General features: G+C 66.5%; 16 protein-coding genes. 11 read left to right on the plus strand and 5 right to left on the minus strand.

The features are described 5' to 3' along the window. Positions 1-25 precede the first annotated feature (25 nt). The 3 genes from D575_RS0113065 (at position 26) to D575_RS0113075 (ending at position 3308) form a co-directional block, all read left to right on the plus strand. A complete protein-coding gene (locus D575_RS0113065) occupies positions 26-1393 on the plus strand; it encodes a DUF2254 domain-containing protein (RefSeq protein WP_018146367.1) in 1368 nt (455 codons plus the stop codon). 157 nt (positions 1394-1550) lie between these two features. Then, positions 1551-1883, plus strand: coding sequence for a DUF3634 family protein (locus D575_RS0113070; protein WP_018146368.1), 333 nt, complete (start codon positions 1551-1553; stop codon positions 1881-1883). Between the two features lie 222 nt (positions 1884-2105). After that, the gene (locus D575_RS0113075; protein ID WP_018146369.1) at positions 2106-3308 is read left to right on the plus strand and encodes an NnrS family protein; all 1203 of its coding nucleotides are present in this window, start codon (positions 2106-2108) and stop codon (positions 3306-3308) included. Between the two features lie 353 nt (positions 3309-3661). Here the strand turns inward: D575_RS0113075 and katG are convergent, their stop codons facing one another. Together katG and D575_RS0113085 are read right to left on the minus strand one after the other, a co-directional pair. After that, entirely contained in the window at positions 3662-5854 is a 2193-nt protein-coding gene (gene katG / locus D575_RS0113080; protein ID WP_018146370.1) for a catalase/peroxidase HPI, read from the minus strand. 234 nt (positions 5855-6088) lie between these two features. Beyond that, on the minus strand, positions 6089-6637 hold the full coding sequence (locus D575_RS0113085) for a glutathione peroxidase (protein WP_018146371.1): 549 nt from the start codon (positions 6635-6637) through the stop codon (positions 6089-6091). A gap of 199 nt (positions 6638-6836) precedes the next feature. On the opposite strand from D575_RS0113085, the gene D575_RS0113090 reads away from it, so the two are divergent. Beyond that, positions 6837-7043 (plus strand): hypothetical protein, encoded by a 207-nt coding sequence (locus tag D575_RS0113090; RefSeq protein ID WP_026182161.1) that lies wholly within the window; start codon positions 6837-6839, stop codon positions 7041-7043. 77 nt (positions 7044-7120) lie between these two features. On the opposite strand, the gene D575_RS0113095 is transcribed toward D575_RS0113090, so the two are convergent. After that, entirely contained in the window at positions 7121-7489 is a 369-nt protein-coding gene (locus D575_RS0113095; RefSeq protein ID WP_018146373.1) for a rhodanese-like domain-containing protein, read from the minus strand. 136 nt (positions 7490-7625) lie between these two features. Here D575_RS0113095 and D575_RS0113100 point away from each other — a divergent pair, with 136 nt between their 5' ends. Continuing rightward, positions 7626-7997: a rhodanese-like domain-containing protein gene (locus tag D575_RS0113100; protein WP_018146374.1), complete on the plus strand. Its 372-nt coding sequence runs from the start codon at positions 7626-7628 to the stop codon at positions 7995-7997. Positions 7998-8454: 457 nt separating this feature from the next. Here the strand turns inward: D575_RS0113100 and D575_RS0113105 are convergent, their stop codons facing one another. Continuing rightward, positions 8455-8937 carry a hypothetical protein gene (locus tag D575_RS0113105; protein WP_196799828.1) on the minus strand — a complete coding sequence of 161 codons (483 nt, stop codon included), beginning with the start codon at positions 8935-8937 and terminating at the stop codon, positions 8455-8457. A 460-nt stretch (positions 8938-9397) separates the two neighbouring features. On the opposite strand from D575_RS0113105, the gene D575_RS0113110 reads away from it, so the two are divergent. The 6 genes from D575_RS0113110 to D575_RS0113135 all read left to right on the plus strand — a co-directional run bounded on the left by D575_RS0113110 (position 9398) and on the right by D575_RS0113135 (position 16760). After that, complete coding sequence (locus tag D575_RS0113110; protein ID WP_018146376.1) at positions 9398-10219, plus strand: matrixin family metalloprotease; 822 nt, start codon at positions 9398-9400, stop codon at positions 10217-10219. Positions 10220-10536: 317 nt separating this feature from the next. Then, positions 10537-11004, plus strand: a complete 468-nt coding sequence (locus D575_RS0113115; protein WP_018146377.1) for a HEAT repeat domain-containing protein — start codon at positions 10537-10539, stop codon at positions 11002-11004. A gap of 285 nt (positions 11005-11289) precedes the next feature. Beyond that, positions 11290-11673, plus strand: a complete 384-nt coding sequence (locus D575_RS0113120) for a DUF6394 family protein (protein ID WP_018146378.1) — start codon at positions 11290-11292, stop codon at positions 11671-11673. A 33-nt stretch (positions 11674-11706) separates the two neighbouring features. Further along, positions 11707-13425, plus strand: coding sequence for a TrkA family potassium uptake protein (locus D575_RS0113125; protein WP_018146379.1), 1719 nt, complete (start codon positions 11707-11709; stop codon positions 13423-13425). Between the two features lie 384 nt (positions 13426-13809). Then, positions 13810-15921: a molybdopterin-dependent oxidoreductase gene (locus D575_RS0113130; RefSeq protein ID WP_018146380.1), complete on the plus strand. Its 2112-nt coding sequence runs from the start codon at positions 13810-13812 to the stop codon at positions 15919-15921. Next, entirely contained in the window at positions 15921-16760 is an 840-nt protein-coding gene (locus D575_RS0113135) for a hypothetical protein (protein ID WP_018146381.1), read from the plus strand. The genes D575_RS0113130 and D575_RS0113135 overlap by 1 nt, the downstream gene beginning before the upstream one ends. Before the next feature lie 238 nt (positions 16761-16998). Here the strand turns inward: D575_RS0113135 and D575_RS0113140 are convergent, their stop codons facing one another. Next, positions 16999-17910 (minus strand): D-hexose-6-phosphate mutarotase, encoded by a 912-nt coding sequence (locus D575_RS0113140; protein WP_018146382.1) that lies wholly within the window; start codon positions 17908-17910, stop codon positions 16999-17001. Between the last annotated feature and the right edge of the window lie 162 nt (positions 17911-18072).

The raw sequence follows: 18072 nt of genomic DNA on the forward strand, positions 1-18072 counted from the left end.
GCATGTGAGTGAATGAGGCGTCATAGTGAAAACACTGACTTTCAGGTATTGGGACCGCATTCGATCCAGCTTATGGTTCATCCCCACCATGATGGCCCTGGGCGCGGTGTTTTTGGCCTTCATAAGCGTCGCCCTGGATAGACCGGTGACGAACTGGTTGTTGCGTTCGTGGGGCTGGACATTCACCGCTGGAGCCGAGGGGGCCAGCGCCGTGCTGGGGATCATCGCCGGATCAATGATCACCATCGCTGGAGTTGTGTTTTCGATGACGCTGGTCGCCCTGTCGCTGGCGACGTCGCAGTTGGGGCCGCGCTTGCTCCGCAATTTCCTGCGCGATACGACGACTCAGGTCGTGCTGGGCACGTTCGTCGCCACCTTCCTGTATTGCTTGCTCGTCCTCCTTACTATCCGGCGCGCGGAGGAGGTTGCTTTCGTTCCTCATGTATCGATCGCGCTCGGCGTACTCTTTGCGGTCGCGAGCGTGGGGGTGCTGATCTACTTCATTCACCACGTGTCTGTTTCGATGCAGGCCAACGAAATCGTGGCGCGCGTGAGCGACGAGTTGATCGCCGGGGTGGACCGCCTGTTTCCGGAACAAATCGGGCGGGGGACGTCTCGGACGTCGGCAACACCCCCCGAGTCGGCATTTCTGGACGCATTTGACCGGGAGGCTCGTCCCATTCCAGCGAGCGCGGACGGATACATTCAGTTCATCGACACGGACGCCTTGATCGAGTTGGCGATGCAAAAGGATGTGGTCATTCGACTGGAGCGAGTACCCGGCGACTATGTGGTCTCCGGTGGCCCGCTTATGCTGGTCTGGCCGGGAGAGAGGGCGGCCGACGTGCCCGCGGATCAGGTCAACAACACCTTCGCCCTGGGTAACCAGCGGACTTCGGGCCAGGACATCGAGTTCGCGGTTACCCAACTCGTAGAGGTCGCTCTGCGTGCCCTCTCCTCGGGAGTGAATGACCCGTTCACGGCAATTACGTGCGTAGACCACCTGGCGTCCGCGTTGAGTCGTTTGGCTACGCGAGACATGCCATCGCCCTATCGTTATGACAGTACGGATCAGCTGAGGGTGATTGCTCCAGGGTCTACTTTTGTGGACGTCACAGATGCGGCCTTCAACCAGATCCGACAAATGTCCCGCTCGAACACCGCGGTTACTGTCCGCCTGCTGGAAACGATCGCCGAGGTCGCGAGATTCGTACAGCGGCCAGAGGATCGCGCTGCGCTGTTACGGCACGCTGAAATGATTGCCCGTGGGGCTAGTGAGGGACAGCCCGAAGTAGAGGACCGCCAGAAGGTAGAGGAACGCTTTGAATATGCGAAACAATTGTTGAGCGTGTCGCCAATGACAGGGTCGGACCACGGTAACGGACTGAGTTAACGCGGCTTTGCGAATGTGAAGGGCTATTTCCAGGGCTTAAACGGGGCTTTTGGGCCCGTAAATGGGCTATTGCGTTGACGAGTCGCCGACGAGCGGAGGCGAAGAACCGCGGATGGGGTGCGCTACACTGGGGCGCACCCTTGTCCCGCAATCCATCATGCTGCTCACGTTCCTGATCCTGTTTGCCCTGCTGGGGCTTGGCGTTGCGCTGATGCTCTGGCATGCCCGGCTGGTGTTTTCGGTGGAGCTGCGCGATGGCGCTGCCCGCGTGCGGCGCGGCAAGCCGCCGTCCGGGTTCGTGAGGGGCTGCGAGGACGTCGCTCGACAATACGGGCTGAAGCAGGGCCGGATCCAGGCCGTGCGCACCGACCGGGGTGTCGAGTTGCGCTTCTCCCGCCACCTCCCACCGAAGACGCATCAGGCCTTTCGCAACGTCTGGACACCCCCGCCCGGCGGAGGGGGAGGCGGCGGCATGCGCGCGACGGGATAGCGAGGCGCGGGGTCAATCCCTGGCTTTTGGTCCCGTGGCAATCGAGCGGCATCCAGGCCACTCCGACCGATTGCTACGGCCTCTTCGAGGCCGCGCAATGACGAAGAACCCAGGCTCGCAAAAAGCTTTAACCCGTATGCATTATATGAGCGGGTGCGAACCTGAATGCTGGGTGGTTCGCGTAGAGATGACGGGTACCAGCCCGGCGGGGCCAAGGGGGCGATGTTGAAGCGGAATATCGAAGAGCCGGGACCGTATCGGTTTGCCCTGAGCCATCTGGGCTTTCGCCCGTTCTTCTTGCTGGCAGGGGTGTACGCCGTGCTGGTCGTGGGTCTGTGGACCTGGCTCTACCCATTCGACATGGCGGCGCTGCCCACGGCCGCCTTTGGCGGGCCCTTCGCCTGGCACGGCCATACCCTGATCTTCGGCTACGCCATGGCGGTGGTCGCCGGGTTCCTGCTCACGGCTGTGCGCAACTGGACCGGGGTACAGACGACCCACGGGCCCGCGCTGCTGGTGTTGGCCGGGCTCTGGCTCGGCGGCCGGGTGGCGGCGTTGTTCGGGGACCCCGGCCTGGTGGCCATGGCGCTGTTCGATCTCGGCTTTACCCTGTGGCTGCTGGCCGCCCTGGCCCGCCCGGTATGGCAGACGCGCCAATGGGCCCAGCTCGCCGTGATCGGCAAGATCGCGCTGCTGGGGGCCAGCAACGGATTGTTCTACCTGGGCGCCTTCGATCTGCTGGATGGCGGCCAGCGCCTGGGACTCTACTCCGGGGTCTATCTGGTGCTGTCGCTGATCCTGATGATGGGGCGCCGGGTCATCCCGTTCTTTATCGAGCGCGGGCTGGATGGTGCCTTTACGCCGGTGAACCGGGACTGGCTGGACCGCCTCGCCCTGGTGCTGTTGCTCGCCTTCTGGCTGGTGGAGGTGTTCCTGCCATGGGCCCCGGTCGCGGCGGGGCTGGCGGCTGGGCTGGCCGTGGCGCATGGCATGCGCTGGGCGGGCTGGCATACGCCGGCGCTGTGGCGCAAGCCATTGCTCTGGGTGCTGATGATGGCCTACGGCTGGATCGTGGTCGGCTTTGCCCTGCGGGCCGTGGCCGAATTCACGCCCCTCAGCCCGATTGCCGCGCTGCACGCCTTCACCTACGGGGGCATCGGCATGATGACCCTGGGGATGATGACGCGCGTCGCCCTGGGCCATACCGGACGTAACGTGTTTGACCCTCCGCGGGTCCTCGGGCTGCTCTTCGGCTTGCTGGCCATCGGGGCGCTGGTACGGGTGGCCGGCCCCCTGCTCTGGCCGGCCTTGACCGCCAGCTGGATGAGCGCCTCGCAACTCCTGTGGATCGCGGCCTTCGCCGGGTTTCTCTGGGTTTATGCCCCGATGCTGGTCAAACCGCGCATCGACGGGCGTTACGGTTAGCTACCGAACTGCCGCGGCCGGACCCCGGCAACCGATTGGCTTGACGAGCTTGTCCGGGCTCGAAGGGCTCGTTGAAGGTGCTGGACGGCCCGACCTGAGCGTCGAAACCGGCGTTGGGTGAAGGACGGACGACGTTTACCACCCGGAGGCCGAGTGGGTGCGGGCTCGCAGGGACCAGAAAGGCCTGGAGGATCAGGCGCGGGCGGTTGCCCTCCGGCGGTCGCGGGAGCCGAAGGTCGGGGCGACCCGGAATTCGCGCACCGGTAGCCGTAGCCCCGGCACAAAAAAACGCCCGGGATGGTCCCGGGCGTCCTGGTCTGCATGCCGGGCAAACTGCCCGGTTCAGGCCGTGCTTACTGCTGGTATTGCTCCAGATCGAAGCGGTCGGCGTTCATCACCTTGGTCCAGGCCCGGATGAAGTCCTGCACGAACCTCTCCTCGTTGTCGTCCTGGGCGTACACCTCGGCGTAGCTGCGCAGGATGGAGTTGGAGCCGAACACCAGGTCGATGCGGCTGGCGGTCCACTTCACCTGGTCGCTCTGGCGGTCACGCACCTCGTACACGCCGTTGTCTGCGGGCCTCCAGGTGTTGGCCATGTCGGTCAGGTTGACGAAGAAGTCGTTGGTCAACTGGCCTTCACGGTCGGTGAAGACACCGTGCTTGCTGCCACCATGGTTGGTGCCGAGCACGCGCATGCCGCCGAGCAGCACCGTCATCTCCGGCGCGGTCAGGCCCATCAGCTGGGCGCGGTCGAGCAGCATCTCCTCCGGCTTGACCACATAGTCCTTCTTCAGCCAGTTGCGGAAGCCATCGGCCAGCGGCTCCAGCGGCGCGAAGGAGTCGGCGTCGGTCATCTCGGCGCGGGCATCGCCACGCCCCGGGATGAACGGCAGCAGGACATCGTATCCGGCCGCCCGGGCCGCCTGTTCGATGCCCACGCTGCCACCCAGCACGATCAAATCGGCCACGCTGGCGCCGGTCTCGGCGGAGAGCTGCTCGTAGACCTTGAGCACCCGGGCCAGGCGCTCGGGTTCGTTGCCTTCCCAGTCCTTCTGCGGGTCCAGGCGGATATGGGCGCCGTTGGCGCCGCCGCGCATGTCGGAGCCGCGGAAGGTGCGGGCGCTGTCCCAGGCGGTGGCGACCATCTCGGCCATGGTGAGGCCGCTCTCGGCGATCTTCTGGCGGGTCGCCTCGACGCTGTAGTCGGTGCTGCCGGCCGGCACCGGGTCCTGCCAGATCAGGTCTTCCTGCGGCGCCTCCGGACCGATGTAGCGAGTCTTCGGGCCCATGTCGCGGTGGGTCAGCTTGAACCAGGCGCGGGCGAAGCAATCCCTGAAGTACTCGGAATCCTTGCGGAACGCGTCCATGTACTTGCGATAGACGGGGTCCATCTTCATCGCCATGTCCGCATCGGTCATGATCGGGTTATGGCGGATGGACGGATCCGTGGCATCGACCGGCTTGTCCTCCTCCTTCATGTCCACCGGCTCCCACTGCCAGGCGCCGGCCGGGCTCTTCTTCAGCTCCCACTCGTGGTCGAGAAGGGCCTCAAAGTAGCCCATGTCGAACTGGGTCGGGTTCTTGGTCCAGGCACCCTCGATGCCGGAGGTAATGGCGTTGGTGGCCTTGCCCTGCATGTTGGGGTTGTTCCAGCCGAAGCCCTGTTCCTCGACATCGGCCCCTTCGGGCTCCGGACCCAGCGCACCGGCATCGCCATTGCCGTGGCATTTGCCCACGGTGTGTCCGCCGGCGGTCAGCGCCGCGGTCTCTTCATCGTCCATGGCCATGCGGGCGAAGGTCTCGCGGACCTGCTCGCCGGTCTTGAGCGGGTCGGGCTTGCCGTTGACCCCTTCCGGGTTCACGTAGATCAGGCCCATCTGGACGGCTGCCAGGGGGTTCTCCATCGTATCGGGCTTGTCGACGTCGCCGTAGCGCTCGTCGGAGGGGGCCAGCCACTCCTTCTCCGCGCCCCAGTAGGTGTCCTTCTCGGGATGCCAGATATCCTCGCGACCGAACGAGAAGCCGAAGGTCTTCAGCCCCATATTCTCGTAGGCCACGGTACCGGCCAGGATGATCAGATCCGCCCAGCTGATCTTGTTGCCGTATTTCTTCTTGATCGGCCACAACAGGCGGCGCGCCTTGTCCAGGCTGGCGTTGTCCGGCCAGCTGTTGATCGGCGCGAAGCGCTGGTTTCCAGTGCCGCCACCACCCCGGCCATCGGCGATACGGTAGGTGCCGGCCGCGTGCCAGGACATGCGGATCATCAGCCCGCCGTAGTGGCCCCAGTCGGCCGGCCACCACGCCTGGCTCTCGGTCATCAGCGCGTGCATATCCTTTTTCAGGGCGTCGAAGTCGAGCTTCTTGACCTCTTCCCGATAGTCGAAGTCCTCGCCCATCGGGTTGGTCTTGCGGTCATGCTGATGGAGGATGTCCAGGTTTAGCGCTTCCGGCCACCAGTCCATGACCGAGTGGCCAGCGGCGGTCTCGCCGCCATGCATGACCGGGCATTTGCCCATGCTCTGATGCTCACCCATATCGTTCTCCATTTTTCGCTGCGTTCAGCTGGTTCGTGTTTCGGAAGCCGTCATCCATGTGTAATCGATGGCTTTCCTCAGGGACCGCAAGCCGTTCCGACCCAGGGCCACCTTCGGCCAGGGTGGGCTGCACTGTCCACCTGCCCTTGAAGCTAGGCCCCACGAGCCATTAGTGCCAGTTGATATTCACCATGAGCGAGATAGTCTCCCGCTATTTTTCCGCAGGCGGCGCCGCAGCGCGATGGGCTACAAGATGCTCTCGATCGCGCGGCGCAGCTCGGCGGACCCGGGGCCGGCCTGGCTGGGGAAGTGCGCAACCACCCGCCCCTCTCGGTCCACCACATACTTGTAGAAGTTCCAGCGCGGGGCGGCGGCTTGGCGGGCCAGTTCGCGAAAGATCGGGTGGGCGTCCGCGCCGCGCACACCGATCGGCCTAAACATGTCGAAGGTGACGCCAAAGTTCTCGAAACACACCCGGGCGGTCTCGGCCTCGTCGTCGGCCTCCTGGTTGAAGTCATGGGAAGGGAAGCCCACCACCTTCAGCCCCTGGTCCCGATAGTCCTGGTGCAACTGTTCCAGCCCACCGAACTGGTCGGTGTAACCGCAGTGGCTGGCGGTATTGATGATCAGCAGCGGATGGCCCTGGAAGCGTTCCTGCAGGTTGATCACTTCAGACGAATGCAGGCGACCCAGCTCGTGATGGAACAGCGCTTCGGTATCCGGCTCCGTGGCGCTTGCACAGGCCATCGGCAGCACCAGAAACAGGGAGGCGAACAGGGGCGCGAAACGGGACATGACACATCTCCACGGGGTCTCCACGGTCAGACCACCGGCGTGCCTTCGGGTTCTGCGGAAGGCCGGTGGGTCACGGCCAGGCTGGGATCGCGATGCAGTCGCACAGCCGCCGGGCCGAAGCGCCCGTCCGCGCCTGCCATGGCCTCGCGGGCATGTCATGCGTACCCTTGTGGGCAACCATCAACAAGGTCTTCCGCCGATGATTGCCTACGCCCGCCCGCTCCTGCTGCTTGCCGTCATCCTGCCGCTGACGACCGGCTGCACGGCCGTGAAGGTGGCCGGCACCGCCGGGAGCGCCGCTGTCAGTGTCACCACCGGCACCGTAAAGGCGACCGGCAAGACCGCCGGGGCGGTGGGACGCGCCGTCACCCCGGGCGGCAAACAGGACGATGACGACGCCGATTGAAGTGCCCGGGGCCGGCCGCCCGCAGCGAACGGACCTGAAAAGCGGTTCCTGATCGGAAGGGCCGCGCCGGGCGGCTTTCAGTCCCCGGCGTCCGCGCGGCCTCGCTCGCATGGCAGCCCGGCCCGCCACCAGGCGAGCATGCCGCCGCGAAGCTGGCGGGCCTCGTAGCCGCGGGCCCGCAGCTTGCGCACGGCGGGGATGCTGCGGTGTGCACTGAGGCAGATGGCCACCACGGGACGATCGGGATCGAGTTCCAGGTCCGCCAGGCGTCGCTTGGAAAACTGCGTGATCGGGAGGTGCCGCGCGCCCGGGATACGACTCCGACGATGCTCGACTCCGGTGCGCACATCCAGCACTTGCACCTGGGCGTTCTCCATCGCCTGCGCCAGTTCCTCGGGGCTCATTTCCGGCACGCGGCCGAACGGCCACCACTGGCTCAAACCCATCGTGATCACCTCCTGTCCACGGGCAAGAACGCGGTCGAACTTGGTCTTGTGCCCCGTACCTGATTCGCGACGAGGCGAGGATGGGCTGCTCTCAGCACTGACCTCGCGAAAAACCATCGCCGAAAGGAAAACCATTATGGATCATCACGACGAAGAGTTTCTCCGTCGGGCGCAAGCCGCGCGCGCTCGCATCAAGGAGATCGAGCCGCAACAGGTAGACGCCAGCCTGGCATCCGGTGCGGTGGCCATCGATGTGCGCGAGCCCGGGGAGTACCAGAAAGGCAGCCTGCCGAGCGCCCGCAATGTAGCGCTGGATTCCATCACGCGTCAGATCGAGGGAGTCGCACCAGACAAGGGCGCGCCCATGGTCTGTTTCTGCAATGGTGGCAACCGCGGGGCATTGGCGGCGGCCCAGCTGGAGGATCTGGGCTATACCAATGTCCAGTCCATCGCCGGGGGACTGCGCGCCTACCAGAAGGCAAACGACACCTCGGAGAGCTCCGCCTGACGACCGGACGGTCTGGGGGTCCAGCTTCGGATTTTCCGACCTTGCCCGTTGCCCCGCCTTAAAGAAACACTGATTAGCCACGAGCGTCAGCCAGGTCCAAGGACCGGTGTGTACAGCACCTGGCGGCCGAAGGTGGCCCTGCAGCGCAGCGGTACGCGCCCAGCGGCTCCACGCGCCTTCTTTTTCGTCATCCCGGAAACCGCGTAGCGGTTATCCGGGATCTCGATGGCTGGGGTTGCCCCGACGGGGGAGATCCCGGCTCTTCGCTTCGCTCCGGCCGGGATGACAGTGCAGGGGCAAGGGCCCCGGGGAGAGTGACATTCCCAAAGGGCCCGGACTAAAGCGACCTGCGACGGGCCATTGTCGTCCCCGGAGGATCCCCGTGACTGGCTGACCCTCGTGGTTAATCAGGAAAGGGGAAGACGGGGCATATCTCGGTCTGCGCCCGCGCGAGGGCTCACAGTCGTTGGCAGGTGTACTGTTCGCCGGACGCGTGCTCGACCACGAGGCGCGTGGGTGATTCGGTGACGATCCGTGTGACCTCCGTATGCGGGAGTTCCGGTAGCCGCGTAGTGATCTGCCGGATCAGGTGGCGCTGGAGTTCGACACCTGATGGGGAGCCGGGCGACAGGTCCAGGGCTTCCACGGTGAGCGTGAGCTGCTGCTCCTCGCGCTGCCACTGCCCCTCGCTGGTCGCGATCAGCGTGAGCGGCCACAGGCCGAACTGGGCCACGGCATCGCCCTCGCTCTTGTACCGCCCGTCCGGATGCAGACGGGAGCGCGTATCGAGCTGCAGATTCAGTTGGCTCGAGCCGATGGCTGCCAGTTGCATTACGGCAGGACAGGCCCAGTCGCCGTCCAGCTCCGTGGTGTCCGCCCAGGCTGCGCCGGCGAAAACCAGGGAGATGCAAAGGCCCAGCACGGGCCACGATCGATTCATCAAACGCGTCTCTCCAATCCAGTCTGGCTTTCCGGCACGGGCAGTAGGCGCGGGCAAAGGGCAAGGTCTGCCCCCGTAGGGCTTCGGTTATACCCCTGCGCCCGCGCCAGCGAGCCGGATTCGTGGGGCTTCAGCCGATGGCCACGGCCTCTTCGAGGCCCGCAATGACACGGCACTGCGGGCTTATTGTCTCGGCTTTGGATACGCGCCCCGTCTCGCCTGCGCGGGTCCACGCCGCAGATTGAGCCGAGTACGGTGCGCTGACCGCAGGACGCCCCGCTCGGACTCTGGGTGTGACCGACTGCTTCGTCGGTTCGGTGTCACACCTAAGCGTTAGTCGTCCGTTATGTTACGCTGCGCGGGAGCCTCGCGCGCCCTGAAGGCGCTCTTGACGGGGCCCGACCAGGAGACTGCGGTGCGATCAGTCACGCATGCACACCTTCCCGCGCTGGCCTTGGTAATGGCCGGCTTTCTGCCCTTGGCACTCCCGCTGCCGGCCCTTGCCGACGACGGTGGGTATCGGCTGCTCAAGCTGGATGGCTACAAGGTGAAGTGGGGAGAGCAGCAGTTAGGGGTGGGGGCCAGCATCAGCTATGCCTTTGCCGGGGAGGCGCTACGGTTCGATGATGCGCACAACTGCCGCGATCTGGCACCGATTGACGAGCTTCTGGGCGAAGCCCTCTCCATGGAGACGCTGGATCGCGAGGCCGCGGCGGCGTTTCGGGTTTGGGAGCGCGCGGCCGGTCTGTCATTCCACAAGGTAAGCGATACCCGGGAGGCGGATATCATCCTCGGCGCCCAGGGGCAGCCGCGTGGACGGGCATTCGCCAACGTAGCCTACGCACCCGATTCGGACGATTTCTCCAACGTTTCCTACTCGCCCGATGCGGAAGTGGATGTGCGCACCATCGAACAGTCGCTGGTGTGCCTGAATCCAGCACACGAGTGGAAGGTCGGATTCGACGGCAACAAGGATGTGTACGACATCCGCTATACGCTGACTCACGAGATCGGTCACGCCATCGGCCTGGACCATCCCGGGCCATCCGGGCAGGTGATGGGATTCAGGTACACCGAGGACTTCGCCGACCTGCAGCCCGGCGATCTGCGCGGAGTCCAGCGGCTCTACGGGCGCCCCGCCGATACCCTCGACACCCAACTGGCCGAGAAGCCGACCGAGGACGGGGAAAGCGCATTCAACAGCGACCGATTCCTTGATCCGAACGACCGCATCGTGCCCGTGACCGGTGTCGATAGCGGCCTTGGCATCGGCGAGAAGTAGCTCCGAGTCAATTCAGGGGCAGGTCTTTCCCATGCCCCTGCTCCACCACGAGCGGCCCCCACCCGTAGCACGCCAACCGATTGCCGCGGCCCCGCGACAGGACGTCGCATACGTGGCCGTTTACCGTAGAGTGACCGTACCGATGTGCCAAGGCGGGGCCGGCTCCCGGCAAGGGGCTCATTATCGGGGACAGGACCCCGAAAATTGAGTGCGGATAAACCCTCGGCAATACGTGGATCGGAAGGCATTTGAAAGACAAACCCCTGCCGTTTTGCCCCTCTTCTGCCTGGTGGCTGACCGCATGGCTGGCCGGCGGGATGCTGCTTGCTGGCTGCGCCGGCGGGCCGCCATCGGCGGAGTCACCCGCCGCCACGGGTGCCGCGCCGCAGGAGCAGCCCGCCGCCGCGGCAGACGGACCCGCGGAGGGGTTCGCCAGCCTCCGGGACGAGATCCACTACTACCTCGAACGCCTGTCGGATCGCGCGTTCACCGAGACCTACGGGGGCGAGGAGCATCCGCGTACCTGGTACACCGCGGCCGAGGCGCTCGGCCGGATCGGTGCGCCGGCGGTCCCGCATCTCGTGCCCTACCTCGATTCCGATGACCCGTGGGAACTGAAACTCGCGCTGTACGCCCTGATGCTGGCTTCGCAGGATCCGACGGTGACCTCGCAAACCGGGGGCGAGTACATCCGCCTGGGAACCGTCCTCGACGAACGCGAGAACGCGGCCAACCGCGCGATCGCCCGCGACTGGTGGAAACGCTGGGGCCACCTCTGGGATTAGCGGCCCCGGGGGCCGGCGGAGCAAGATATTTGGGGTCCCGTCTTGCCTTTTTCCCTGCCCAATCACGAGCGGTCCGCAACCGTGGCACTTCGGCCGATTGCCACGGCCTCTGCGAGGCCTCGCAATGACGAGGCCCCTGGCGTTTCGGCACGTGGGGAGATCCGCGCCCTGCCCTCGCCATCCGGGGCTTGTTGGGCCATGCTCCATGCTGCGGGCGGATGAAGACGGGGCCCGTGTCGCGGCGCCGGGCAGGAGCCGTTACCTCGAACGACAAGGAGCATGCGCATGAACCTGGAGAAGGTGATCTTCGGCTTTTTCATCATCCTGGCGTTCACGCTGAACTTCGGGTTCTTCCTCGGCGAGATTGATGATCCGGCGCACCACAATGTGTACGAGCTGTTCGCAGCCATCGTGGTAAACGTCATCGCGACGGCCCTGAAGCTGGGAGACCGGACGCAGACCGGGGCGTTGCTGCTGGCCAGTTCGCTGGTCGCGGTGCTGCAGTTGATTGCGGCCGCAGCGGTATGGGCCTATGCGAGCCACGTGCATGCCGGGGGCATGGATGCGATGTTCATGGCCAGCATCGTCTCCCTGGCGGGCGGGGCCATGGTGGCCAACCTGATCTCCGTGCTGCTGCTGATCGCGGATACGGTGGCGCTGCGCCGCTGACGGCGGCCGCGAGCGCTACAGACACCACGAGCCGTGGGTCCCACGATCAACAAGGTGCTGTTCCTGTTCCTGCGGCGCATGCGGGCACCCCTGCTTGCGCTGACGGCGGCCTACGCGATCTCCGTTCTCGGCCTGGTGCTGATACCCGGCGTGGACGATCAGGGGGAGCCTTGGCGCATGGACTTCTTCCATGCCTTCTACTTCGTGACCTACATGGCCACCACCATCGGCTTCGGCGAGATCCCCCACGCCTTCACCGAGGCGCAGAGGATGTGGACGGTGTTTGCCGTTTACCTGTCGGTGGTGGCCTGGCTGTATGCGATCGGCAAGATCCTCGCACTGATCCAGGACCCGGCCTTCCGCCTGGCCGTCAGCCAGCATGCGTTCGACCGCACGATCCGCAAGCTGCAGCGACCGTTCCATATCGTGTGCGGTTATGGCGACACCGGGGCCCTGGTGGTGCGTTCCCTGCTCGGGCGCAATGGCTTTGCCGTGGTGATCGACCGGAACCCGGACCGCATCAACGAGCTGGTTCTGGAGGATTACCCGCTGCAGATCCCCGGTCTGTGCGCGGATGCCAGCATCGCCAATCGCCTGCTTGATGCCGGGCTCCTCAACCCGCACTGCCAGGGTGTGGTGGCGCTGACCAGCGACGATGCGGTGAACCTGCGGATCGCCATTGCCGCCAAACTCCTTAACCCGGAGCGCCCCGTGATCTGCCGTGCCGAGAGCCACGACACAGAGAAGAACATGGCCTCGTTCGGGACTGACCAGGTCATCAACCCGTTCGACATCTTCGGCCAGCGCCTCGCCCTCGCGCTGCATTCCCCCGCGCATCACCTGTTGCACGAGTGGCTTGGGAGCATCCCCGGGAGCCCGCTGCCGATGCCGATCGACCCGCCCTGCGGTCGCTGGATCCTGTGCGGCTTCGGGCGCTTCGGCAAGGCCGTGCATGCCGGGCTGATCCAGGAGGGCGTGGAGATAACCCTGGTGGAAACAGACCCCGAGGGCGCGGACTGTCCGCCCGACTGCATCAAGGGCCGCGGCACCGAGGCGGACACCCTGCACGAGGCCGGCATCGAGAGCGCCTCCGGGATCGTGGCCGGAACCGGCCGCGACGACTACAACCTGTCCATCGTGATGACCGCGCGCGAGCTGAACCCGGAGCTGTTCATGGTCGGACGCCAGAACCGCGAGTGCGATTCGCTCCTGTTCGCGGCGGCCGACCTGCCGCTGGTGATGCGCCACGACCGGGTGATCGCCGAGGCGATCCTGGCCCATCTGACCTCGCCGCTCCTGCCGCGCTTCCTGGAACTGAGCCGCAACCAGACAACCGACTGGGCGAACGAGCGAGTCAGCTCCATCACGGCCGTGGTCGGCGACCGTGTGCCGGCCATCTGGACCGAGCAACTGGACGAGGGGACAGCCCCGGCCCTCCTTGCCCATCTGGAGCAGGAGCCGGTGACCCTGGGCCAGTTGCTGCGCGCCGACCATCCCGTGCGCCAGCGACACGCCTGCATTGTGCTGCTACTACGGCGCGAAGCCGGAGGCGAGGATATCCTCGCGCCCGACGACGACACGCCCCTGCAACCCGGCGACCACCTGCTGTTCTGCGGCCGCTTCGCGAGCGCCCTCACCATCTCGCACACCCTGCGCGACCCCCACGCCCTGCGCTACCTGCTGACCGGCGAAGATACCCCCGAAGGCTGGATCTGCCGTGCCCTCCGCGCGGCCCGCAGACAACCGGCCTGAGACGCGCAAGGCAGACCCGCCAGCACGCAAGTCCGTAAACGCGCATAGAGAGAGGAAAACGGTTGGGGACCGATACCGTTCCGCCCCCGCACCCGGTCATCCCCGGACACTGCAAAGCGGTGAGCCGGGACCTCCCCGCCGGGGCTCTTCAACCCGGAGATCCCGGCTCTGCGCTGCGCTCTGGCCCGGATGACGGGATGTGTTTTGTCACGAGTGACCGTGCCAGTTGTTGCCTTACCCCCAACCAAGCGAATCGGCGCCCAGGCCACGAATGAAAAAGAGGTGGCCCCGCGGTTCCAGGCGTTGTTCGTGGCGGACCGAAGGCTCCCGGCATAATGCCCGCGCAGCAACCAGGACCGACCGCTGAACAAGGTAGACCGTCCGATGGCGACCGTGAAAAGTACCTGTTACGAGTGCGATGCCAACTGTGCCATCGACGTCACCCTGGACGCCGTCGGCGAGCCGGTCGCCATTGACGGCCCCGATTGCCCGCGCTGCTACGTCCAGCTTGACCGGCGCAACCATCCGGAGCGCTTGCTGTACCCGCTGCGGCGAACGGGCCCGCGCGGCAGCGGCCAGTTCGAGCGCATCTCCTGGGACGAGGCACTGGACACCATCGCCGGGCGCCTGCGCGCCACCCGCGAGGAACACGGGGCCCCGGCGGCGGCCTTCTTCGCCGGCTATACCAAGGAGGCCCGGCCGCAGCTCCAGCGCCTGGCGCATGCCTTCGGCTCGCCCAACTACCTGACCGAGAGCGGCTGCTGCTTCTCCTCCACCAAGGTGGCGGAGGAGGTGACCTTCGGCACCAAGATCAAGACCTCGTCCACCGTGGCCTCGGATGCGACGCGCTGCCTGCTGGTGTGGTCCACCAACCCGCGCGGTTCCATCCCGCCGTTCCACCAGCACCCCCTGGCTGCGGCCCGCCCCGGCTGCGCCACCGTGGTGGTGGACCCACGGGTAACCCCGCTGGCGGAGCAGGCCGAGGTGCACCTGCAGATCCGCCCGGGTACCGATGGCGCACTGGCGCTGGGCATGCATTACCTGATCTTCGAAAACGGCTGGCAGGATCAGGCCTTCCTCGACGAATGGGGCAACGGGGTGGCGGCCTTCCGCGACTACGTGGCCGAATTCCCGCCGGAGCGTGTCGCACAGATCTGCGGCATCGACGCGGCCGATCTGCGCCGCGCCGCCGAGCTCTATGCCGCCCACGCGCCGGCGCAGATCATGCTCTCGCCCACCGCCACCGTGCAGCACAGCAACGGCTTCCAGAACCACCGCGCGGTGATCCTGCTGGCCGCGGTGACCGGCAACATCGACCGCGAGGGCGGCAACCGCTTCTTCAACGACAAGGTCACGCCGAAGCCGATCGACCTGTTTGACCACTGCCGCGAGAACCTGCCGCCGCGCATCGGCGACGAGACCTTCCCGGTGTGGACGGCCCACTGGCCGGCGGCGCAAAGCATGCTGCTGCCGGATGCCATCCTCGAAGGACAGCCGCAGCCGGTTCGCGCCCTGCTGGCGATGGGCATCAACACCGCGATGTGGCCGAACTCCAGACGCATGGAGCAGGCACTAGGCGCGCTGGATTTCTTCGCCGCCTCCGACTTCTTCCACAACCCGGCCACGCGCATGGCCGACATCGTGCTGCCGGCCGCCACCAGCCTGGAACGCGCGGCGCTGATCGCCTACCCCGGCTGCAACTTCCGCGGCGAGCTGCGCTACCGCCACGCCGCCGTTGCCCCGCGCGGCGAGGCGCGCCCGGATGGCGAGGTGTTCCTGGAGCTGGGCGTGCGCCTGGGCATGGGAGAGCAGTTCTGGAACGGCGACCTGGAGGCCAGCTGGGCCGAGGCCGCCGAGGGCATCCCCGAGACCATCCGCGAGCAGGTCTACAATGACCCGGACGGGGTCACCGTGTTCGCCAAGGCGCTGGACGACATGCTCGAGTACGGCTTCGAGGAAGGCGACCGCCAGTACCGGATCAACGGGTTTCGCACGGTCAGCGGCAAGGTGGAGTTCGACGCCGCGGAACTGCACGCGGCCGGGCACGACGGCCTGCCGGTCTACCGTGAACCGGCGGAGAGCCCGGTCTCCACGCCGGAGCTCGCCCACGACTATCCGCTGGTACTGACCAGCGGCGCCCGCCACAAGCACGCCACCCACTCGCAGCACCAGCAGCTGGAGCGCATGCGCCGGGCGATGCCGGAGCCGCTGGTGGAGCTGCACCCGATGGATGCCGCCGCGCGCGGGATCGTCAACGGCGACACGGTAGAGGTGCGCTCGCCACGTGGGCGCGTGGCGTTCGTGGCCAAGGTCACGGACCGCATCAAGCCCGGCGTGGCGCACTGCCAGCACGGCTGGAACCACGCCAACGTGAACGAACTGACCGACGACCGCGCGCTGGACCCGATCAGCGGGTTTCCCGCGTTCAAGTCGCTGCTGTGCGAGGTGGAGCGCTTGGCGGCGGGCCACGAAAAACGCCAAGCGGAGGCCGGGTAGTGCCGTTTGTCGGTGTCCTCCCCGAACGCGAGCATATCTTCCGGCCCGAGCCGCGCCGGGAGGTGGCCGTGTCCGACGCCGCCGCCTGGCGGCTCAATCCGGACCACCGGCATGTCTATGACAAACTGCATCTGGCCCTGGATGCCGGACTGACCGCCGCGCCCTGCGGCGTGGCACCCACGGACCTCGGCATCGCGGCGGACGCCGAGGTGTTCGTCAAGCCGATCACCAACCTGGCCGGCATGGGGCTGAACGCACGCACCCTGCCGGCCAGCGGCGTGCCGGCAGAGCCCGGCAGCTTCTGGTGCCAGCGCCTGCAAGGTACCCACACCAGCACCGACTGCCTGGTGGAGAACGGCGCGGCCCGCTGGTTTGCCCACACCCGCGGTTCGGAGGCGAAGGACGCAGCCCGCCCGATCTACTGGGAGATCGGCGCCGCCGCGCCCGAGATCGAGCCCTGGATCGCCGACTGGGTACGCCGCAACCTGGCCGGCTACAGCGGCCTCTGCAACATCGAACTGATCGGCGGCCGGCCGATCGAGGCCCACCTGCGCGGCTCCAACGGCTTCTTCGACTTCTACGGCCCGGAGTTCATTCCAGCCTGGGTCGCGCTGGCCGACGGCGAGGCGTTCACCCCGCCCCCGCCCATCCCCGGCGGCTTCGTGATCTCGGTGTTCGGCGACGCCGACCTGCGGGATGACGACTTCCGGGCCGCCGAGGCGGCCGGCGTGAACCTGCAGCCCGATCCTTCCACCCCGGGCCGCGCCGCCATCCTGCGCTGCCGTGACCGTGCCGCCGGCTTCGAAATCTACCGACGACTCACCGGGCACACGCTGTAGCGAAGACGCCCCGCTTCCGGAGCTGGCGTAGTCAGCGCGGTTGCCAGGATCAGGCGTGACAGGTCTAGACAGGGCAAAGGGTTGAGACCGTCCCCATTCCGCGCCCCCACCTGCGTCATCCCGGACACCGCAAAGCGGTGAGCCGGGATCTCCGCCGCCTCTCCAGCCCGAAGATCCCGGCTCTGCGCTCCGGCCGGCGAGGCTGGAGGCCACGCCGGGGCGTTGCCCCGCGGCTGGCTCAGCGTACGGAGAGCCGCATGGTCATGGCGTGGGTTGCGCCCGCGGCAAGCGGGTAGGCGTCGTCGAGGGCGTTGGCGACTTCGACGCAGACCGTCTTGCGGTACTGGTCGTCGGGCATGTCCGCGAACGACTGGACACCTTCCGGGCCGGGGTTCCACAGCACGCTGCTGGCGCTGTTCTCGCGTTCGATGACGATCTCGCGCGCGTTGCCCCGATCCTCGATCACGAGCGTGCCCGGGTGGCCGACGAACACCTGCTCCATCGGGGTCGTCATGGCGACGTCGCCGGACTGCGTCCCGCGTTCACCGTCCGCCAGCTTGTCGATCCGCGTGGTCCCGTCCAGCCCGCGCACCACCAGGCCCTCGGCCTCGCCCACGCCGAAGTAGGTGTGGAAGGCCTCCGACACACGCCACTCGCGATCGCTGCGGTTCTCGCCCTCCAGCGTCATCTCCAGGGCCTCGCCCAGGGTGACGTGCAGGCGCAGCGAGAACTCCAGCGGCCAGGCCTTGCGGATATCGTCGTCCGGGGTCAGCACGAACACGACGTGCGTGGCATCGCCGACCGATTCCACGGACTCGACATCCCAGAACGCATAGCGCGCGATCCCGTGCCCCTTCTTGTGTTCGTCGCTCGGGTCGGGCCCCAGCGCGGCCGGATCGTACGGGCCAAACCATGGCCAGCAGACGGGGACCCCGCCGCGCACCGGTTTCTTGCCGTCGTACAACGCGGTATCGCTCACCCACAGCACATCGGCACCACCCTTCGGGCGATAGCTCAGCAGTGTCGCGCCAAAGGTCGTGAGCGACGCGCTGCCGTGCGCGTTCTCGATATCGACCATCACCAGTGCATCCTGCTGGCGAAACCGCACTTCGGGATGCGGAAACTGTTCCGTGAGCGCTGCAACCGTCATCTGATCTCTCCTGTCCGACAAGGGCCGAAGCGTAGCAGACCCCGTGGTGCGTCGAGTGCCTGCACGGGCGCCGGGATCAAGGGCGCCGGATCAGGTCGGGCCTTCTGCCCCGGCATTGCGACCGACCGGCGGCCCAGCACGCTCCAACCGATTGCCACGGCC

The sequence above is a fragment of the Thioalkalivibrio sp. AKL6 genome (assembly GCF_000376905.1).
Taxonomy (GTDB): domain Bacteria; phylum Pseudomonadota; class Gammaproteobacteria; order Ectothiorhodospirales; family Ectothiorhodospiraceae; genus Thioalkalivibrio; species Thioalkalivibrio versutus.